Annotated in this window: 11 protein-coding genes; 5 read left to right on the top strand and 6 right to left on the bottom strand. The window is 47.8% G+C overall.

What is annotated here, in order from left to right; genetic code table 11:
• Positions 1-3: 3 nt before the first annotated feature.
• The 3 genes from FYZ48_RS06870 to FYZ48_RS06860 form a co-directional block, all read right to left on the bottom strand.
• Positions 4-1,596 carry a hypothetical protein gene (locus FYZ48_RS06870; RefSeq protein WP_149338736.1) on the bottom strand — a complete coding sequence of 531 codons (1,593 nt, stop codon included), beginning with the start codon at positions 1,594-1,596 and terminating at the stop codon, positions 4-6.
• Positions 1,597-2,134: 538 nt separating this feature from the next.
• Positions 2,135-2,878: a YkgJ family cysteine cluster protein gene (locus FYZ48_RS06865; protein ID WP_242022435.1), complete on the bottom strand. Its 744-nt coding sequence runs from the start codon at positions 2,876-2,878 to the stop codon at positions 2,135-2,137.
• Between the two features lie 131 nt (positions 2,879-3,009).
• On the bottom strand, positions 3,010-4,239 hold the full coding sequence (locus FYZ48_RS06860; protein ID WP_242022446.1) for an aminotransferase-like domain-containing protein: 1,230 nt from the start codon (positions 4,237-4,239) through the stop codon (positions 3,010-3,012).
• A 412-nt stretch (positions 4,240-4,651) separates the two neighbouring features.
• Here FYZ48_RS06860 and FYZ48_RS06855 point away from each other — a divergent pair, with 412 nt between their 5' ends.
• The gene (locus FYZ48_RS06855; protein ID WP_149338858.1) at positions 4,652-6,187 is read left to right on the top strand and encodes a sodium:solute symporter family transporter; all 1,536 of its coding nucleotides are present in this window, start codon (positions 4,652-4,654) and stop codon (positions 6,185-6,187) included.
• Here FYZ48_RS06855 and FYZ48_RS06850 read toward each other — a convergent pair.
• Together FYZ48_RS06850 and FYZ48_RS06845 are read right to left on the bottom strand one after the other, a co-directional pair.
• Complete coding sequence (locus FYZ48_RS06850) at positions 6,184-7,386, bottom strand: phage portal protein (RefSeq protein ID WP_242022445.1); 1,203 nt, start codon at positions 7,384-7,386, stop codon at positions 6,184-6,186. The genes FYZ48_RS06855 and FYZ48_RS06850 overlap by 4 nt on opposite strands.
• A gap of 308 nt (positions 7,387-7,694) precedes the next feature.
• Positions 7,695-9,299, bottom strand: coding sequence for a hypothetical protein (locus tag FYZ48_RS06845; protein ID WP_149338727.1), 1,605 nt, complete (start codon positions 9,297-9,299; stop codon positions 7,695-7,697).
• 399 nt (positions 9,300-9,698) lie between these two features.
• Here FYZ48_RS06845 and FYZ48_RS06840 point away from each other — a divergent pair, with 399 nt between their 5' ends.
• Positions 9,699-10,562: an alpha/beta hydrolase family protein gene (locus tag FYZ48_RS06840; protein WP_149338723.1), complete on the top strand. Its 864-nt coding sequence runs from the start codon at positions 9,699-9,701 to the stop codon at positions 10,560-10,562.
• Positions 10,563-10,572: 10 nt separating this feature from the next.
• On the opposite strand, the gene asnS is transcribed toward FYZ48_RS06840, so the two are convergent.
• Entirely contained in the window at positions 10,573-11,964 is a 1,392-nt protein-coding gene (gene asnS, locus FYZ48_RS06835) for an asparagine--tRNA ligase (protein ID WP_149338719.1), read from the bottom strand.
• A 297-nt stretch (positions 11,965-12,261) separates the two neighbouring features.
• On the opposite strand from asnS, the gene FYZ48_RS06830 reads away from it, so the two are divergent.
• The 3 genes from FYZ48_RS06830 to FYZ48_RS06820 are packed head-to-tail and all read left to right on the top strand — an operon-like array spanning position 12,262 to position 16,288.
• Complete coding sequence (locus FYZ48_RS06830; protein WP_149338715.1) at positions 12,262-13,470, top strand: type II secretion system F family protein; 1,209 nt, start codon at positions 12,262-12,264, stop codon at positions 13,468-13,470.
• Positions 13,470-14,738 carry a type II secretion system F family protein gene (locus tag FYZ48_RS06825; RefSeq protein WP_187781901.1) on the top strand — a complete coding sequence of 423 codons (1,269 nt, stop codon included), beginning with the start codon at positions 13,470-13,472 and terminating at the stop codon, positions 14,736-14,738. Before FYZ48_RS06830 ends, FYZ48_RS06825 begins: the two co-directional genes overlap by 1 nt.
• A gap of 23 nt (positions 14,739-14,761) precedes the next feature.
• Positions 14,762-16,288: a type II secretion system F family protein gene (locus tag FYZ48_RS06820; RefSeq protein WP_149338706.1), complete on the top strand. Its 1,527-nt coding sequence runs from the start codon at positions 14,762-14,764 to the stop codon at positions 16,286-16,288.
• The last annotated feature ends 2 nt before the right edge of the window (positions 16,289-16,290 follow it).

Genomic DNA, 16,290 nt, shown 5'->3' with positions numbered 1-16,290 from the left:
ATTTTAGTAAGCAGCTGATCGTGTCGGCTCTGCGAGCGACTCCATGCTGCTGCGAACGCGGGCCATCTGCTGAGCCATCGCGTCCCTGGATTCCCACTCCCTGCGGATCGACTCCGCGAGCTTCGCCCGCTTTTTGCTTTCGTCCTCGCGGGCGTCGGCGACACTCTTTTCGGCATCCTTGAAGCCACCGAGTGCCCGGATCGTTTCGGCGTCACCGGCAGATCTGCCCGCCCGGTACTTCTGGGCGATCTCGGCACCGAAGGGCGTCTCTTCGAGCTGCTTGATCTCGCGGAAGGACAGCTCCTGATTGTTTTTGACTTTCTCCGCAATCGACCGCAGGTTGTTTTTCTTAACCTCGTCGAGGCGGTCGAACTCCGCGAGCTTCGATTCACGGTCTGACACAGCGGCTTTCTCGGCAACGGTCGTGCGCTCCTTCGCTGTCTTCAGTTCCTCGTGAGCCGTTTTCACGGCATCCTTGTGCTGCTGGTTCTGGGACTCCAGAAGTCCCAGCCGTGTCCGGGCGACATCGGCGAGCTGCGACTCTTTGTCTCGGACGTTCTCAAGGTGCATCAGCTGCAGCTCGTTGTTGTACGCCTCATTGCGATACATCGCTTCGAGCTGCTTCTGGTAGTTCTCCTGTGCGGCGGCGCGAGCCTGTTCCACTTCGTCAGCCGCCTGGATTTCCAGCTTCTTCGACTTCTCCAGATCGGTTCCCGAGCCCATCATAATTTTCTGGCGGCTGATCGACGAATACGCGGAATCCTGGGCGAGACGGAACGACAGCTGATCCCGCTGGCGGTCGCGAATCTCCTGATTGCGAACCTTGTTTTTCTCAAGTTCCCCCTGACGCCGTTCGGTGACGCTCTCTGCTGACCACATGTCGCGAAAAGCACCGTAAGTTGAAGTAGCTGCATGGATCGGTGACTCAGACGCACTGGAGGAAAATGGATTCAGACCTCGTAAGTACGCACCGAAGCCCATCTGCTGCGGACCAACCATACCTTCGCCGGACCCGATGAAGTTTCCGCCACGGACGAATCGGTTGACTCCGCCACGGAGTTCCATCAAACCTGTTCCTATGGCTGTACCCGCTGCCAGCAGTCCGCCAGCCCCGCCGAGTGACATACCACCGATTCGACCCAGCAGGCTTCCGCCCATCCGAAGAACACCTCTCCCAGCCCCGACAATGCCGCTACCAGCGCCACGCAGGGCGCCGCCGATCGTTGTTCTACCGATCCTGCTGAGGATACCTTTTCCAGTCTGACCTGCCGCACTGCCTGCACTGCCTGCACTGCCGAATCCACGTGCCCCGAAGTAATTCGCAGCAATATTACCGATGGTCTCCAGTATTCCACTACCAGCCTTTGTCGCAACCCGCTCGCCCGTTTCTTCAGCAGCTTCTTTCGCAACCCTCTTCATTGCAATGTGGTTTGCTACTACACCGCCTGCCACGGCAGTTTCACCTGCCGTTGCTGCAGCGATACCTGCGGGAACAGGAGCTGCTGCCAAAAGTGCTTGCGTCTTGGCCAGTGCCTCCTGTGATTCCCTCATCGCGACAATCGCGTCGCGGCCTTTAATGACAGCTCGCGCCGACATCAGTCGTACGTCTACGACTGGTTGAGTATGACAAAGGAGTGAGAGGTCAGACGACTGATCAGCGAAACTGCAGAAGGAACCGAATTTCTGTTCTCGGTCTTTAAGAATCGTCTGTAAAGGAATGTCCGAATTTGAAGTATTCACAGTTTGCCCCGTTGAGTAGAACTATTTATTTGCGACAGGGCAGTGTTTTAAGATTCGGCTCCACGGCGTCAATAAGATTCGATTCGATATTTTCTTTTTTTATTCCAAGACAGTTGGTGAATGATCAGTGTCTGGTTTGGCCTGCGCTGTGTGCAGGAATCGATAGACGAACGAGAGACATGACATTCGGAGAGTCTCTCTGGCAGTAAGATCATTATGAATCTGAATTCTTTCAATACGCAGAGAGAATTCAGAGTAGTCGTCTTGAATCTGAGAGTGCTGAATAAGATGGCTCAATCTGCAAATTAATCGGACTGAATAGCAGAGAGCCGGATGAAAGACTTAGCTTAATCGGGGCTGACGCACTTGGTAAAGCGAGGGAGTTGCGGAGCGATCAGGCAGCACGATTATGAGATTCAGAGTTGTCAGAGACTCCAACTGTATCAGCTGAGGTGTCCTCTTGGGTCTCCGAGGCAATTCGATTTGAATAAATACGGTCAATAAAATCTGGAAATTGATTCCATGCGCCGGGGGCCTGATTCCAGATCATAGCGATTTTACTGAAGAATGTCATTTCGTATCTGGCAATCACCAGGCTCTGGATCGTGTCATTGGGATCCAGGTCAGAAGCCGTCCATTGTCGAGAACAGAGGTCATAGGCAGGTTCGCCGTCTCGACCATTAGAAGGAATATCATACAGGATCGCCAGTTCATTAGAGGCATTCAATTTTGCCGGAAAGCAGCGGCACGTTTGAGGGCGATTTTGATAGATTCCACAGCGGCCCAGTCCTTTGGGATGCTCATCATCGGGAAGGCATTCCATCAGAAATCGGCATTTTGTAGTTCCGGGGAATGAACTGCTGGGGATGTGTTTCAAGCAAATCACGAAAGGAGTTTCGGGATCGTCTTCAAACAGAAAATGAGGTGCCAGGTTACGTGAGATGAGTCCTTCGGTGTCTTCCCAGCGGCAAGCGAAATCCCAGAAATTCAAGTTCTGGCGATGAGTGAAATGATGGATGTCTGCTCCGGAAATAGGAACTGCAAAAGAGCGACAACAACCAGAATGGCAGGAATCACAAATGCCCATTCGTTTTCTAACTTGCCAAGAAGGAGCTGGCGAAATTGAATAGCGACACAAGACGCATGTCTTTGAACTGAAAATAACGCTATCGCTATAATCGGCGTAATCGGTAAACTCGCTTGAGCTTATTCGTGATTCAGTACTCTTTGGGATAATAATCTGGCAAACGAATTACTTCATAACTGACATCAGGAAAGAGACTTAACGGCGTTGGACAGCCGCTGCATGCCTTCCCGAATACCTTCCGGGTTTTGAACACCAAACGTTAACCGCATGTGATTTTTTTGTGGAGCCAGCTGTTCTTCGAGCGGGAGACCTTGGTCATCAGCATAAAATAATTCGCCGGGAACATACATTACTTTCTCTGCATGTACAGCGCGTTCGAAGAGTGGACTTTGGAAGCCGGTTTCAATTGACTCGGGCAGGGTCATCCAGACGTAGAGTCCTCCATTTGGATGTACCCAATGGACGCCAGGAATATCTGAAAAATATTCATCAGCGGCTTCCAGCATGCAGTCTCGTTTTTCGCGATACACGTTTCTGAGGGCTGCAACATGGTCGTAGTATAAATGATCGCTCATTACACGAGTTAAAATATGCTGACTCAGATTCGTAGATCCAAAGTCATCATTTCCTTTCTTGTCGCGTATGGCAGCGCAGACTTCAAGCGGGGCAACCCCAAATCCCACTCTCAAGCCGGGGGAAAAACTTTTGGAAAATGTTTGCGTTAGAATTACATGATCTCCAGAAGGATCGAAGCTTCTTATACTTGGTGACACAGGACCGTCATAACAGAGTTCACGATAGGCGAGGTCTTCCAGGATGAAGATACGTTGCGACTTTGACCACTTGCGTGCGATTTCGACGATCTGTTGTCGGCGATCAATCGAAAGGGAGAGACCGGAAGGATTTTCATAGTCGCTTACTACGTAGATCATCTTGACTTTTGCTAGATCCCCCTGGGACTCCAACATATCGAGCGTTGATTCGAGTGAGTCCATTCGCATACCGAATTCATCTGTTTCGACAGAGACGATGCGCGCTCCCAGTCCCTGGAGTACACCCAGAAAGACAAAATAGGTCGGAGCTGCAACCAGGCAGATGTCATCGGGATCGAGCAATATCTCACCGATCAGAGACAGATACTGCTGTGAGCCTGTGGTGGCAATGATATTATCCACAGTGATTCCCAACTCGTCAGCTGGTTTTTGTTCCAGATTAGATAAATGAGACAGCAGCAATGTTCTTAAAGCGACTGATCCAGCTGTCGTTCCATACTGTAATGCTTCCAGTCCCTTTTGGGGGTTGGTGAACAGGCTATCCAGAGCCTGCCTGGTGGCTTCTATCGGGAGGCTACCCTGGTCGACCAGGCCTGCTGCCAGTGACAGAACCCCCGGATTTTCTACACCCTGCTGCATGAGAAAACTGATAGGTAAATCGTGGCTCCAGGTTCTTTTTTTACTGAAACTGATATCACTGTGCGTGGACATGGTGCATGGCCTCTGGGAAATGGAACTTGCTTTTACCTGCAAATAAAGTTTGAATCAGCGCATCGGTATAGAAATCAGCATAATCTCGATCCTCCCGATTTACCATGAACTTTGAGGTGACTGAATTGAAATCAGGGTTCATTGTCAGCATACTGAAATAGAAATTTGCCTGAAGCCAGGTCTACTGCGGCTCACTCTACCCACTGATGCTTAATTCGTATTCAGAGCAGGAAACCACATCTTGAAATTGTTTATTTCCATTGCGACTCTGTCCATCGTCTTTTCTCTGAATACTCCACTTTCGGCAGCAGAATCAACTGCTGAGCCCTTGCCACTAAACATGGGCCTGCATCCTGTCGACTGGATGATCATAGCCGTTTACGCAATTCTCACGATATTTCTGGGCTGGTACTTCAGTCGAGGGCAGGAAGATACTTCAGAATATTTTGTGGGCAGCGGTCAGATGAATCCGTTTCTGATCGGTGTTTCACTCTTTGCCACACTCCTTAGTACAATCACTTATCTCTCTACTCCAGGAGAAATTCTGGGAAAAGGGCCCGTCTATCTGGTCAAAGACCTGGCAATGCCTTTCATTTTCATCATTGTCGGTTACGTGATGTTGCCGGTATATATGAAAAGTCGGGTTACCAGTGCATATGAACTTCTGGAGGAAAAACTGGGGCTCGGCATTCGTATGCTGGGAGCGGTCATGTTCCTGGGCTTGCGATTAATCTGGATGTCGTTGCTGGTCTATTTGACAGCAAAAGCGATCACGACCATGTTGAATGTCGGAGAGGAGTGGATTCCCTATATTGTTCTGGGTACAGGGTTGGTGGCCATTATTTATACTTCCCTGGGGGGCTTACGTGCTGTGGTCATCACCGATTTGATCCAGACGATTCTATTGTTTGGTGGTGCTTTACTGGTGATTGCCACCATTACTTACCACTTGGGGGGCTTCAGCTGGTTTCCTACGCAGTGGGACTCTAACTGGGATACACAGCCATTTTTCAGTACTGACCCGGCGACACGCGTGACTTATGTCGGCACATTTTTGTCAATTCTGATCTGGTATGTCGCTACCATGTGTGGAGACCAGGTTTCCGTGCAGCGATTCATGTCGACCCGGGATGCAGTAGCAGCACGACGATCTCTGGCTATCCAACTGACCGTTTCAGTGGTTGTGTCATTGACTCTGGCGATGGTTGGTTTTGCGTTGCTGGGGTATTTCAATGCGTTTCCAAGTGAAATTCCTGCCGGTATGGAGCTCAAAAAAGACGCGGATAAATTTTTCCCGCATTACATTGCAAATCATCTTCCAGTTGGAATCTCAGGGTGTGTTGTTTCAGCGATGTTTGCAGCAGCCATGTCCAGCATTGATTCCGGCGTGAACTCTATCACAGCAGTCGTAATGACAGACTTTTTGGATCGATTTGGTTTCAAGCCTAAAACAGAACGGGGACATGTTTTATCAGCACGTCTGCTGGCCCTGGGAATTGGAGTCATCGTGGTTCTGTCCAGTTCATTGATGGGAAGTATTCCAGGAAACATCACTGCTGTGACGAATAAAACTGCGAACTTATTGACCACCCCTATTTTCTGTCTCTTCTTTTTCGCTCTTTTCATCCCTTTTTCCAGGCCCGCTGGCGTACTGGTCGGGGCAGTATTGGGAACGACGACTGCCGTGTTGATTGCTTTTTCGGGACCTATTTTTATCGAGAATTACACCTCTGATATGCCTGATCCGATCAGTTTTCAATGGATTGCACCGGCCGCGGTTTCGGTAAATATCGCCAGCGGTTGCCTGGTCAGTTATCTAATCGCCAGTGCGCAACAAAAGAAGGCGGGTGCGCAACGAGATCTGACTTCCGATTAATTTGCTCCATTCATCGATGCGGAATCGGCACGCAGGTGTAATGCATCCATCAGGCTTTTTCCCGGTGGTAGACTGGGGGCCGTAGTATAATCTTCTGTTTGTGATTCAGAATGAGCAGGTTGCTTTCGGTCGGCGTTGACAATTTGGTCCCCTCCATTTTCTGGACCAAGAGGTGGTAGTCCACGGATCGCCCGCAATTCGTCTACTTTGATAATCTGGGCTCGAATATCTGTCGCCAGACGTTTTTCGAGCAGATCTGGATCATCAATTTGGGTCGCTTCGATTTCAATGGTCAGGTGCCTCCCGAACTGAGGGGCAAGGTGCTCGGTATCATCTTCTGCCAGTAAATCCAGAATGGGTTGAACAGTCAGAGAAATGAACTGCTTTAAATTGGCGTAAAAAGCGGCATAGCTTCCACCGTCTGAGATTCCTGCAGCAATTCCTGGGACTCCATGCAAAGCCAGAATCGCATCTCTAAATTCGACGAATGAGGCGTTGTAGTCCATCTCCCGGGGAGTGGCCGTGAGTGAGACGACTTGCTCACCGGTTGTAAAGATCGCCTTACCTGTATTTTCAGTACCCCCATATTTTTGATCAAACATCGCAGCTGCGGCTTCAAGTTCTTCTCTGGTTGGGCGCATATCTTTTCCGCAGGTGACGACAATTGATGGGTCGGCTCCATTATTCATCTGAGCCCAACGAGCTGCATCGATCTGATTGGCTGAGTCGATCCAGCGGGCACCCGCACTGACAGGAGACTGTCCGTCGTCCTGGCAAAGCGGATGAGGCCACCGCGTGATCTGCAGCTGTGAGAGGGGGATGACTTTTCCCAATACCTGTTGCAGGATGCCGTGTGAACTTGAGTAACTTGAATAGGAATCGAGATCATAGCGCGACGAAGGGGTCTGTATTCTATATCCACCTTCAGGAAGGTCTGTTGAGGGGGCAACTGGCGATGCGATTGCGGTGGGAATTACATAGCGCTGGACAGTCTTCCCAAACTGATTGGGCACATTCCAGACGATACTTGTTCCAGTCAGTTGGAGTTGTAAGACACGCTCATAGCGGAAGGCTGCACCTGACTGAGTGGGATTAGGGTGCTTGAGAATCTGGCAAAGCGCATGATCGTTTGACAGAGGAATGGACGCACCAGTTTCACCGGCATACAGGCTTCGGGAAAGTCCGTATCCAGAGTCCATTTTCAAGTGGCGTCGGAACAATTTCTGATTGGAATGATTTACAGTGTCATCGTAGACAGCTACGGAAGCCTGCATGGCCTGCAGGCAAATTGCCCGAATCGCAACAAACGTCCAACCAGTGAACTGTTCTGACTCCTCTCGATGGTCACTGTGCCATCTGCCTGGTTGGCCAGTCCCTAGCGCGGTTCGCAGTGCGACTGCGAACCGGTTTGATTTGAATCGTGCGGCAAGCTGTTTGAAGGGGTTCCACATGTTTTTCTATCCTTGGATTGATAAAGGAGTATGTCTCATTTTGTCTGCTGAATTAATCAGACAACAATCAGTCTTCGACGGGATTGATCTCGTAGAGCACAGAGACAGTAGACGACTGCATCAGCCCGATCGGGAGAACGCCCCAACGTTTCCCTCAACGTTTTGCCCTGATAGTTTTCGTCAGAACCTCGCCGTCCTTTGGGGGTGATATAATATTTTTCGCCGTCATGCCCAGAGTATATTTTCTGAGGTGCTATCAGTTCTGCACGCAGACGCTCGTTATCTGGCAAAGCGAAAGGTATCATGCGGAAGTCCCCCGCCGGGTCAAGGCGTCTTGCAGCCTCTCCGTAGAGTTCGGCCCGTTTGTTCGCATATTTTTGAGTGTCGACATCACTTGCGGAATTACTGTGAATTTCGATCACATGCACGTTTCGTTTTTTTAAAGGGTCACCGACTGCGTTCCCATAACCTCCTCCCCAGTCGATGGCCAAAGGAACAATTCCCTGTTCTAGCTCTACTCCGTATGTAAGTGCGGTTTCGATTACCCACTCCAGCGTCTGCTGTGTATCTGCGAACTGACATTCATGGATGGCTCGGATACCGTACCTGCCACCAACGGCAAGGACTGAGGTATCTCCAAATCGGGAAGCGGCGACATCCAGTCCAAAGCCCTCGACCGGGATAATCTGATTCAAAAGATAAATTGCAGACTTGTGTTGTTTTTCCGTAGCACGTCGCCAGAGATGATTCCAGCGTGTCCAGAATGAGACAGGCTCTATCAGCCAGTCCGGGAGTATGACCTGTTTCTCAGGATCCTGATCCGGAAACTTTCCTAGTGCATATACATTACGAATGAGTGGATCCGGATCGTTTAATAACGACATAAATTCGTCGTAGCACGTCTGTCCGGGAATACGGGGCTTACATTGTTCGAAGTCTTCCATTTCAATCGACGTACCATGCGAATAGAACCTGCTTCCGATTTTGATACCACCCAAGGGGGCGACAGGTTGTTCGAGGCAGGTCTCTTTCACATTTGTGCATTCCCAGCCACTGACTGTGATACAGCGTGTTTTACCATATTGGTCCACAATCGTTTGGGTACGGTCTGGTTCTATACTCGGAAAGGCATCTCGAAATGATCCCGAAAGAGTGGATGGATTAGAGAGAGCCAGAAATTTTTTTGCCTGAGTGTTGGCTAGTTTATATTTGTCTTCAAGATTCGGGGCTGTTGCTTCATCAAACCAGAAAAGAACATGTGGCGAGTGTGCCCCTCTGAAACCTTCAATATGTTTCGGATTAGCCAGGGAAATCGAATGTTGTTGATGATCATAAATTCCTGAGTTCAATAATTTACCCGGTGGCTTTACCGTCATTCGTCTCCACCATTTATCCACTTCCCCGTAGGCGATTTTCTGAGCCATCCTGAGTGAGTCTCGCGTAATCACAATTTTGGCATCGTCCCAGATATGAAAGTAAGTGCAACAGGCAATTCCAGCAGCAGCTCCCTTACCACAACCGGTGTTCCCTTTGACGAATACGCGTCGAATAGTGGGATCGAATAAAGACTCCAGAATGTCCCATTGCCATCCATCGAGTTGGACACCAGGCCATTGTATTTCTACGTAGTAGCGAATCTGACCTCTTCGGGCTTTTTCCATGGCTGAATCCAAATTGGTGTCATCACCATTCTGTGTACGTTTTCTCTGTTGCTGCGCGCAGGCTGCAAACTGATTCTGCTCAGAAGAATTCAACCCGTCACCAATTATTTTCAGGTAAAATGAGACAAAGAGACGTGGTGAGAAACTGATTCTTTTTCATTCAGCCAGTAGCACAGCGATGAAAGCTCTCTGGAGAACAGCATATTGATCCACGAATTATTTCCGGAAATCCTTGCGATCTGCGGGGGTAAGTCAAGATAATCAAATAACACGTGGATAAAGTGAACTGCTGAAGTTTTACCTGATTCTTTTAAGGTTTAATCCAACTTCGCTTAGAGTGAAACAAGTGAAATTCACCTCAACCTCAAATGGGTATGAATTGCCTGAGGAAACCAACATATGAAAATCTTATTCGCTACCTTAGTACTCTTTTCACTAGTTATGCCTGCGCAGTCAGTTGCTCAGGCGGAAGAAGAAGTCAAAATCATTCCGGACGTCGTTTATGGGCATAAATTTGGAATGGCACTGACATTCGATGTGTTCCAACCCGAGAAGCCGAACGGCGCTGGCGTACTTTTCATGGTTAGTGGCGGATGGTATTCGCGCTGGACGGAGCCTCAAAATATGTTGTCGTGGTTTGAGCCATTATTAGATAGCGGTTTTACAGTATTTTGTGTCAGGCATGGCAGCAGCCCTAAATTCAAAATCCCGGAAGTGGTCGAGGATGTGAGAAGAAGTGTGCGGTTCATTCGTCTGCATGCGAAAGAATACGGTGTGGATCCCAACCGACTGGGGGTTTGGGGTGGAAGTGCCGGAGGGCATTTATCGCTGATCCTGGGGACGACATCGGATCAGGGAGAACCGGACGCAAAAGATAAGGTGTTACAACAGAGTGATCGTGTGGCTGCAGTTGCTGCCTATTATCCTCCTACTGACTTGCGTGAGTTCGTTGAAGAAACGTCTCCCTATTACCAACGGTTTCCTGCACTACAGTTTGACAAGGAACTCGCTGATGATTTCTCCCCACTACTGCAAGTCACTCCCGATGATTCGCCGACCCTGTTGATTCATGGTGACCAGGACAAACTGGTTCCCATCAGCCATAGTGAAAACATCATGCAGCAGTTTAAGGAGAAAAACGTCCCGGCTGAGTTACTTGTTATTGAAAAGGCGGCTCATGGTTTTAAAGGGGATGACCAGACGCGCGCCAGCCAGGCTGTCGTCGAGTGGTTCCAAAAACATCTAGGCTTGCAGGCTAAATGATTTCACTGGTTCAGAATTCCGCGTTTTTAGGAGTTCTAGGGAAGGGGATACAGTCACGGATATTAGTCATAGAGGTCAGTAGCTGAATCAAACGCTCAAACCCGAGTCCGAAGCCTGAATGAGGGACTGTACCGTACTTCCGTAAGTCGGTGTACCACCAGTAGTCTTCGGGGTTTAGATCGCCTTCCCGCATACGATCAATGAGAACATCGTAGCGTTCTTCGCGCTGACTTCCTCCGATTATCTCACCAACACCTGGAACAAGTACGTCCATAGCACAGACGGTTTTACCATCGTCATTGCAACGCATGTAGAAGGGTTTGATCGTTCGGGGGTAATTGTAAACGATGACGGGTTGTTTAAAGTGTTCCTCAGTTAAGTATCGTTCATGTTCGGACTGCATATCACTGCCCCAGTCGATGGGGAAGTCAAACTGCTTTCCACAGGATTTCAGAATTTCGATGGCCTCGGTATAAGAGAGCCGAATGAATTCGTTTTCGGTAATGTTGTGCAGTTTTTCTAATGTGGTCTGATCGATACGCTGGTTGAAAAACTCCATGTCTTCAGGACAGTTTTGCAGAACATCGCCAATGACAGTTCTGACAAAACTTTCTGCGAGTGCCATGTTGTCTTCAAGATCATAGAAGGGCATTTCAGGCTCAATCATCCAGAATTCAGCCAGATGACGGGATGTATTTGAATTCTCTGCTCGGAATGTTGGGCCGAAGGTATAACACTCACCGAGCGAGGTGGCAAAAATCTCTGCTTCCAGTTGACCGCTAACTGTCAGAGATGCAGGTTTACCGAAAAAGTCCTGAGAAAAGTCGATTTCTGTCTGAACTTGCGCCAGACGTTCCAGGTTGAGTGTCGTGACCTGAAACATTTCGCCTGCTCCCTCGCAGTCACTGGTGGTAATAATTGGAGTCTGAATATAGACAAACCCCCTGGACTGAAAGAAGCGATGAATTGCATACGCGGCTTCATTGCGGACGCGGGTAATGGCACCAAAAGTATTGGTGCGGGGGCGCAGGTGGGCAATTTCTCTGAGAAACTCGAAGCTGTGTCGTTTCTTCTGGAGAGGGTAACTTTCAGCGTCTGCAGTTCCATACAGAGTAAACGATTCAGCATGCAGCTCTATTCGCTGATTCTTACCCGGTGATTCATTCACTTTTCCAGTGACTGAGATACTGGAACCGGTAGTGACATCTTTGATCAACGTTTCATAGTCTGGAACGCTTTGATCGATGACGATTTGTAAATTAGACATGCAACTACCATCGTTGAGCTCGACAAAAGAAAAGCCACTCTTCGAATCACGGCGTGTGCGGACCCACCCGGATACCTTGATTGTTTCGCCGGGCTGGGAGGTATGCAGTGCTGCTTTAATTTTGGTACGAATCATGTGGAGGTCTTTCCGTAATACAAGCCTGTGAGCCGGCTGTCATCCTGATCGATATTTAATAACTCCAGAGCGGTCTGGAAGTTATTCCTCTTTGTAATCTGCAGTCTTCAATCTGTAAACTGTAATCGAGCCGGGTACTTGCTACCGTAAATCAGAATTATAGTGTTATGGGGGTTCCCAGAGACTCTGGTGACGGAAAATGGTGTATTTTCGATGTTTATAGACAAAATCCTTCAGAGACAGGGTCATCAGAAGGAAATAGGTCCGAGAAAGTTCTGACATTTCAGATGATTTGTTTTGATCACATCTGGCGGTCTGCGCTGGCAGGTCGGGCCATTTCAGCTTAAAATGGACACAAGAACACATGTTGTCGTAGTGGCCGGTGAGATAACAACATTCATGATGAATTCGAATCAACCCAAATCCCAGAGAGTTTCAACTGAAAGTCTGGCTGATCTCAATGATGAGTTGGCTGCGATGGTCCACACTGGAATTCCGTTAGATGAAGGGCTCAGAAATGCCGCAAAATATTTGAAAGCGGATTCGCAGGACTTCATCAGGCATCTACTGCAAAAAATCGAGGAAGGAGCTTCTCTGGATGAGGCTGTCCAGTCCGAAGCGATCCAGTTACCGTCTACCTACGTCGCGCTGATCAAATCAGGAATCAGAATGGGGCGTTTGCCGGAAGCACTGACATCCTTTGCTTCTTTTGCTCGGGCCAGGATGGATTTGCGACGCGAACTGGGAGCAGCATTGATCTATCCAGCGATAATTCTGATTATCGCTTTTATGCTTTCGCTCTTTGTCTGCTTCGTTATTTTTCCAGAACTGGTCAACGCGAATGAACTATTTCAGCTCAAAAATACTTTAGTGATGAACATGCTCAAGAGCCTGTTCGGATTTTACCAGAACTGGTTCATACTGATTCCTGCGATATTTCTGGCCTTGCTTTTCAGCTGGAAATTCAGTCGGCATTCATTCATGTTGTCTCGAGAAGTTAATCAGTCTGGTTTGAAATCTCTGGCAACCAACATCGCATATGGGTGGGTCCCCGGCTATCGCAGGTTGGTGCTCGATATGAACTATTCCACTTTTGCGGAAATGGCCGGTGTTTTGCTTTCATATCATATTCCTTTATCTGATTCACTCGTACTCGCAGCAGAGTGTACGGGCAATTCGAAAATGGTCAATCAGTTCCGTGCAGTGGCGGAAAAACTTGAACAGGGGGAGGGAATTGAAGGCAGTATTCAGTCTGCAGCAGAATTACCTGGATATATTCAATCCATGTTGATGAATCCCGCACATCAAAATCGCCTGCCGGACATCATGTCCGAAATTGCCCGTGTTTATCAGACGCGCGTATTAAACCGTATTGAATGGATCAAAAACATCGTACCTGTGGGATTAGTCGTATTAGTCGCAGGTGGTATTACAGTCTGTTATGCACTGCTCGTTTTTTTACCCTTCGTCGAGATTTTGAAAATGCTGGGAAGCCCTTCGGTCTAATGAAACAATATTCCTATCTCTGTATTAATTCTGATGGTCAGGAAGTCAGCGGCTTTGTGAATGCACGCAGCGATGAGTCTGCCCGTATCAAGCTGATGGAGCAGGGACTGAAAATTGTTCGAGTTGATTTGATAGAGTCAAATCAGACTCCAGATTTAGAATTCAGCGATGGCAATGCTGTTGATATTACTGAATTTGAGGGAGAGTCATTAGAGGACTACGGTAAAGCTGTTTGGGATGTTAGCACTGATTATCTGGACTCGATCCGAAACAAAAAACAGCCTCAAATAGAAGGATTACCATTGTCAGCCAGTTTGCGAACACTGGCGGAAGAATCGCCATCAATCAGCCTGGCACGAACTTTTCAGAGGATGGCATTAGACCTGGAGCAGGGAAGATCTCAAGAGGATACCTTCCAACGGCATTTGCAATCGGTACCACAAAACCTGGCTACTCTGATTCATGTCTCCGCAGGTACAGAAAAACTGGAGTCTGTGATTGAAGATTATATTGCCAGCGAGAGACAGCGTAGACAGGCAAGACATAAATTGCTGACATCTTTTTTCTATTCAATCGTATTAATTTTTGGTTCTTTGATTTTGTTCTACTTTCTGATGACGATCATCGTTGGAAATTTTAAATCACTTTTTGAAGACTTCGGCACTGAGCTTCCCGGGCTGACAGTTCTGATGATCAGCGTCGCTGATCTGTTAACCAAGCATGGAATTAAGATCGCGTTCATTGTTATTGGGGGGATGTCACTCATCTGGTTCAGTTTTGATTTTCTAAAGAAGCGTGCCTTGAGACGCCGGCTACTGAATCAGATACCCGTGTTTGGTTCTATTTTGAGTAATACTTCGATCTCTCAATTCTGCCGCATGCTGGCTGGCCTGATTGATGCCAGGATGAAATTACCCGAAGCACTTATGTTGGCGGCTCAGATGACGCGTGATCCGAACCTGATCGCAGGGTGTGAAGTTCTGATTAAACGAACCAATGCGGGGTTCAGCCTGATGGAATCCGCTCAAAGTTCTCCACATTTTACGAAAAGTTTTATTCATATATTTCGCTGGCAGGACCACCCACAGGTCTTCGTTGAGTCATTACGTGCCAGCAGTAACATCTATCAGACCAAAGCAGATTTGAAAACAGGCACACTGATATTCATCCTGCAGCCTGTGCTGATATCTGGAATGCTGCTTTTATTGGGCATTCCAATCGTGGCAATCTATTTACCAATGATCAAATTATTAAATGATCTCTCATAGTCCATTTTGAAAGTTTGACGACCGTGGAATTTCTGGGCGTGATATTCAGTCTGGCTTTCTTTGTCTATTTCCCAATAGCAGGAATTACTTCGGTCATGCTTGCGCGGCGGGTGCAGGATTTTGGTCATCAGGGAGTCAATCAGCTGATCAAAATCTGCTGGAAAGCATTTACTCTGTTCATGCTGGCTCTATGTGTGATATTGCTCCTGCTTAATATTATTGCTGTGGTAACCAATCAAGTAACTATTCTTGGAACTGCCCTGGTCGCTCTGCCAACAATCTTGATTTATATCTTCACAATCTATCTGGAATGGCAGTGCTTACAGTTACTGCGTTCTATCAACCAGGAAGATGAGTACAGTCTCTCAGAAGTTATGCAAAATCGCTTGCATATTATCCGGACGGGAGGTTGGATTTTGCTGGGTTTACCTCTACTGATTTTCATTCCAGTATTAATTTACATTATTCCTTTTTTTATCCTGATGATTGCTGTCTTCTGCTGTGTGTTAAATATCCTGTCATTAAACAAACGATCTCGGGAAACAGAACTGCTCTGGTTGATGACGTTTTGCGTTGAGAAGAATATTCCCCTGGCGGCAGAAATCGATCGTTATTCTCAAACGAAGAAAGGAAGATACCGGGACCGATTGTTAAGGTTCAGCAGCAGATTGCATTCCGGTGAATCCCTTTCCGAGGCACTGGCAGAAAATTCAGGTTTGCTACCCCAGTCAGCAATTGTGGCATTAAATATCGGTGAGAAGACTAACAATCCGGGGATTGCTTTACGGGATTCGGCGGTCAGAGCGACAAAAAAACTAGGTAACAGTTCTGATAAATCGAATTTTGCAAATCTGATTCTATACCTCACAATCATTCTTTCGCTGCAGTTTATTATCACTGGGTTTATCATGTACTGGATTGTTCCGAAGTTCAAAAAGATCTTCCTGGATTTCGGTTTTGAATTACCATCAATTACACAGTCACTCATGACTGCCAGCGATGTGATCTTCTCATACTTCTATCTGTTCTTTCCAATATTCTCATTGCCACTGGTAGTACTGGCAATTTTACATTTTGGTAATTACTTCGGTTGGTCGAACCTCAATATTCCATTTATTACGGGCTGGTTTCCCCGTCTGAATACACCCCAATGTTTACGGCAAATTGCGCAAACCGTGGTGATCGAGAGGCCTCCTCTTCTCGCCCTGGATTCTATTGGAAATTATCACCTCTGGTCTGATGTAAGAGTGCAGACGCAGTCAGCAGCGCAACGAGTTCGTCAGGGTAATGATTTCTGGGAATCTTTACGTGAGGCGAAAGTTCTCTCCAGTGCAGAGGCAGGTCTTTGTATGACTGCTGAAAAAGTGGGTAATCTTCCCACAGTATTGCGTTCCCTGGCTGATACGATTGAGCAGCGCAGATTTCGCAGAATCAGATACTTCACAGAAATCTGTAAACCCGTTCTGGTTTGTACTCTCGCGGTACTGGTCGGTTACTTTGTCATAGCTCTGTTTATGCCTTTAGTTTATCTGTTGTTCCAAATTTCCTGAGT

Source organism: Gimesia chilikensis, from assembly GCF_008329715.1.
GTDB classification, from domain to species: Bacteria; Planctomycetota; Planctomycetia; order Planctomycetales; family Planctomycetaceae; genus Gimesia; species Gimesia chilikensis.
This window is presented reverse-complemented; position numbering and strand designations above follow the sequence as displayed.